The organism is Streptomyces fulvoviolaceus, assembly GCF_000718165.1.
Classification (GTDB): Bacteria; Actinomycetota; Actinomycetes; order Streptomycetales; family Streptomycetaceae; genus Streptomyces; species Streptomyces fulvoviolaceus.
In genome coordinates, this window is record NZ_JOEY01000125.1 from 1 (window position 1) to 5,172 (window position 5,172).

Genomic DNA, 5,172 nt, shown 5'->3' on the forward strand with positions numbered 1-5,172 from the left:
ATCGGAACCGGAAACGGTCTGATAGAGTCGGAAACGTAAGACCGAAGGGAAGCGCCCGGAGGAAAGCCCGCGAGGGTGAGTACAAAGGAAGCGTCCGTTCCTTGAGAACTCAACAGCGTGCCAAAAATCAACGCCAGATATGTTGATATCCCGTCCCCGGCCGTCATGGTCGAGGATGTGGTTCCTTTGAAGAAATACACAGCGAGGACGCTGTGAACGGCTGGGCTTATTCCGCCCGGCTGTTCCGCTAAACATTCACGGAGAGTTTGATCCTGGCTCAGGACGAACGCTGGCGGCGTGCTTAACACATGCAAGTCGAACGATGAACCACTTCGGTGGGGATTAGTGGCGAACGGGTGAGTAACACGTGGGCAATCTGCCCTTCACTCTGGGACAAGCCCTGGAAACGGGGTCTAATACCGGATAATACTTCTGCCCGCATGGGTGGGGGTTGAAAGCTCCGGCGGTGAAGGATGAGCCCGCGGCCTATCAGCTTGTTGGTGAGGTAGTGGCTCACCAAGGCGACGACGGGTAGCCGGCCTGAGAGGGCGACCGGCCACACTGGGACTGAGACACGGCCCAGACTCCTACGGGAGGCAGCAGTGGGGAATATTGCACAATGGGCGAAAGCCTGATGCAGCGACGCCGCGTGAGGGATGACGGCCTTCGGGTTGTAAACCTCTTTCAGCAGGGAAGAAGCGCAAGTGACGGTACCTGCAGAAGAAGCGCCGGCTAACTACGTGCCAGCAGCCGCGGTAATACGTAGGGCGCAAGCGTTGTCCGGAATTATTGGGCGTAAAGAGCTCGTAGGCGGCTTGTCACGTCGGGTGTGAAAGCCCGGGGCTTAACCCCGGGTCTGCATTCGATACGGGCTAGCTAGAGTGTGGTAGGGGAGATCGGAATTCCTGGTGTAGCGGTGAAATGCGCAGATATCAGGAGGAACACCGGTGGCGAAGGCGGATCTCTGGGCCATTACTGACGCTGAGGAGCGAAAGCGTGGGGAGCGAACAGGATTAGATACCCTGGTAGTCCACGCCGTAAACGGTGGGAACTAGGTGTTGGCGACATTCCACGTCGTCGGTGCCGCAGCTAACGCATTAAGTTCCCCGCCTGGGGAGTACGGCCGCAAGGCTAAAACTCAAAGGAATTGACGGGGGCCCGCACAAGCAGCGGAGCATGTGGCTTAATTCGACGCAACGCGAAGAACCTTACCAAGGCTTGACATACGCCGGAAAGCATCAGAGATGGTGCCCCCCTTGTGGTCGGTGTACAGGTGGTGCATGGCTGTCGTCAGCTCGTGTCGTGAGATGTTGGGTTAAGTCCCGCAACGAGCGCAACCCTTGTCCTGTGTTGCCAGCATGCCCTTCGGGGTGATGGGGACTCACAGGAGACCGCCGGGGTCAACTCGGAGGAAGGTGGGGACGACGTCAAGTCATCATGCCCCTTATGTCTTGGGCTGCACACGTGCTACAATGGCAGGTACAATGAGCTGCGATACCGTGAGGTGGAGCGAATCTCAAAAAGCCTGTCTCAGTTCGGATTGGGGTCTGCAACTCGACCCCATGAAGTCGGAGTTGCTAGTAATCGCAGATCAGCATTGCTGCGGTGAATACGTTCCCGGGCCTTGTACACACCGCCCGTCACGTCACGAAAGTCGGTAACACCCGAAGCCGGTGGCCCAACCCCCTTGTGGGGAGGGAGCTGTCGAAGGTGGGACTGGCGATTGGGACGAAGTCGTAACAAGGTAGCCGTACCGGAAGGTGCGGCTGGATCACCTCCTTTCTAAGGAGCACTTCTTGGCAGCCGCAAGGCTGTCCAGAGGCCAGTACATCGGCGTACGTCCGATGCTGGTTGCTCATGGGTGGAACGTTGATTATTCGGCCGGTTTCACGGGTCGGAGGCTTGCGAGTACTGCCCTCTTCGGAGGGCGTGGAAAGCATGATCTTCGGGCGGGAGCCGGCCGGGCACGCTGTTGGGTGTCTGAGGGTACGGCCGAGAGGCTGCCTTCAGTGCCGACCCCAGTGAACTTGCCCTTCAGGGGCGGGGTGATGGGTGGTTGGTCGTTGTTTGAGAACTGCACAGTGGACGCGAGCATCTGTGGCCAAGTTTTTAAGGGCGCACGGTGGATGCCTTGGCACCAGGAACCGATGAAGGACGTGGGAGGCCACGATAGTCCCCGGGGAGTCGTCAACCAGGCTTTGATCCGGGGGTTTCCGAATGGGGAAACCCGGCAGTCGTCATGGGCTGTCACCCATACCTGAACACATAGGGTATGTGGAGGGAACGCGGGGAAGTGAAACATCTCAGTACCCGCAGGAAGAGAAAACAACCGTGATTCCGGGAGTAGTGGCGAGCGAAACCGGATGAGGCCAAACCGTATGCGTGTGAGACCCGGCAGGGGTTGCGTATACGGGGTTGTGGGATCTCTCTTTTACGGTCTGCCGGCCGTGAGACGAGTCAGAAACCGTTGATGTAGGCGAAGGACATGCGAAAGGTCCGGCGTAGAGGGTAAGACCCCCGTAGTCGAAACGTCAACGGCTCGTTTGAGAGACACCCAAGTAGCACGGGGCCCGAGAAATCCCGTGTGAATCTGGCGGGACCACCCGCTAAGCCTAAATATTCCCTGGTGACCGATAGCGGATAGTACCGTGAGGGAATGGTGAAAAGTACCGCGGGAGCGGAGTGAAATAGTACCTGAAACCGTGTGCCTACAAGCCGTGGGAGCGTCGCGCATCGAGTTTACTCGGTGCGTCGTGACTGCGTGCCTTTTGAAGAATGAGCCTGCGAGTTTGCGGTGTGTTGCGAGGTTAACCCGGGTGGGGTAGCCGTAGCGAAAGCGAGTCCGAACAGGGCGTTTTAGTAGCACGCTCAAGACCCGAAGCGGAGTGATCTAGCCATGGGCAGGTTGAAGCGGCTGTAAGAGGTCGTGGAGGACCGAACCCACCAGGGTTGAAAACCTGGGGGATGACCTGTGGTTAGGGGTGAAAGGCCAATCAAACTCCGTGATAGCTGGTTCTCCCCGAAATGCATTTAGGTGCAGCGTCGTGTGTTTCTTGCCGGAGGTAGAGCACTGGATAGGCGATGGGCCCTACCGGGTTACTGACCTTAGCCAAACTCCGAATGCCGGTAAGTGAGAGCGCGGCAGTGAGACTGTGGGGGATAAGCTCCATGGTCGAGAGGGAAACAGCCCAGAGCATCGACTAAGGCCCCTAAGCGTACGCTAAGTGGGAAAGGATGTGGAGTCGCACAGACAACCAGGAGGTTGGCTTAGAAGCAGCCACCCTTGAAAGAGTGCGTAATAGCTCACTGGTCTAGTGATTCCGCGCCGACAATGTAGCGGGGCTCAAGCGTACCGCCGAAGTCGTGTCATTCCAGCATGAGGGCCAACGCCCGCTGGGATGGGTAGGGGAGCGTCGTGTGCCGGGTGAAGCAGCCGCGGAAGCGAGTTGTGGACGGTTCACGAGTGAGAATGCAGGCATGAGTAGCGATACACACGTGGGAAACGTGTGCGCCGATTGACTAAGGGTTCCTGGGTCAAGCTGATCTGCCCAGGGTAAGTCGGGACCTAAGGCGAGGCCGACAGGCGTAGTCGATGGATAACCGGTTGATATTCCGGTACCCGCTGTGAAGCGTCAAACATTGAATCAGGCGATGCTAAGTCCGTGAAGCCGTTCCGGACCCTTCGGGGAAAGGAAAGTGGTGGAGCCGACGGACCAGACTTGTAGTAGGTGAGTGATGGGGTGACGCAGGAAGGTAGTCCAGCCCGGGCGGTGGTTGTCCCGGGGTAAGGGTGTAGCCCGTTGTGTAGGCAAATCCGCACAACATGAGGGTGAGACCTGATGCCGAGCCGATTGTGGTGAAGTGGATGATCCTATGCTGTCGAGAAAAGCCTCTAGCGAGTTTCATGGCGGCCCGTACCCTAAACCGACTCAGGTGGTCAGGTAGAGAATACCGAGGCGTTCGGGTGAACTATGGTTAAGGAACTCGGCAAAATGCCCCCGTAACTTCGGGAGAAGGGGGGCCATCACTGGTGATCGGATTTACTCCGTGAGCTGGGGGTGGCCGCAGAGACCAGCGAGAAGCGACTGTTTACTAAAAACACAGGTCCGTGCGAAGCCGTAAGGCGATGTATACGGACTGACGCCTGCCCGGTGCTGGAACGTTAAGGGGACCGGTTAGTGCACTTTCGGGTGTGCGAAGCTGAGAACTTAAGCGCCAGTAAACGGCGGTGGTAACTATAACCATCCTAAGGTAGCGAAATTCCTTGTCGGGTAAGTTCCGACCTGCACGAATGGCGTAACGACTTCTCGACTGTCTCAACCATAGGCCCGGTGAAATTGCACTACGAGTAAAGATGCTCGTTTCGCGCAGCAGGACGGAAAGACCCCGGGACCTTTACTACAGTTTGATATTGGTGTTCGGTTCGGCTTGTGTAGGATAGCTGGGAGACTGTGAACTCTGGACGCCAGTTCAGGGGGAGTCGTCGTTGAAATACCAGTCTGGTCGTGCTGGATGTCTAACCTGGGTCCGTGATCCGGATCAGGGACAGTGTCTGATGGGTAGTTTAACTGGGGCGGTTGCCTCCTAAAGAGTAACGGAGGCGCCCAAAGGTTCCCTCAGCCTGGTTGGCAATCAGGTGTTGAGTGTAAGTGCACAAGGGAGCTTGACTGTGAGACCGACGGGTCGAGCAGGGACGAAAGTCGGGACTAGTGATCCGGCGGTGGCTTGTGGAAGCGCCGTCGCTCAACGGATAAAAGGTACCCCGGGGATAACAGGCTGATCTTCCCCAAGAGTCCATATCGACGGGATGGTTTGGCACCTCGATGTCGGCTCGTCGCATCCTGGGGCTGGAGTCGGTCCCAAGGGTTGGGCTGTTCGCCCATTAAAGCGGTACGCGAGCTGGGTTTAGAACGTCGTGAGACAGTTCGGTCCCTATCCGCTGCGCGCGCAGGAACATTGAGAAGGGCTGTCCCTAGTACGAGAGGACCGGGACGGACGAACCTCTGGTGTGCCAGTTGTCCTGCCAAGGGCATGGCTGGTTGGCTACGTTCGGGAGGGATAACCGCTGAAAGCATCTAAGCGGGAAGCCTGCTTCGAGATGAGTGTTCCCACCCACTAGATGGGGTAAGGCTCCCAGTAGACGACTGGGTTGATAGGCCGGATGTGGAAGCC

General features: G+C 57.7%; 2 rRNA genes. Both read left to right on the plus strand.

The annotated features are described in order from the left end of the window. Positions 1-254 precede the first annotated feature (254 nt). Positions 255-1,782 (plus strand): 16S ribosomal RNA (locus IG08_RS55460). A gap of 317 nt (positions 1,783-2,099) precedes the next feature. Then, positions 2,100-5,172 (plus strand): 23S ribosomal RNA (locus IG08_RS0152905); the annotation flags it as partial.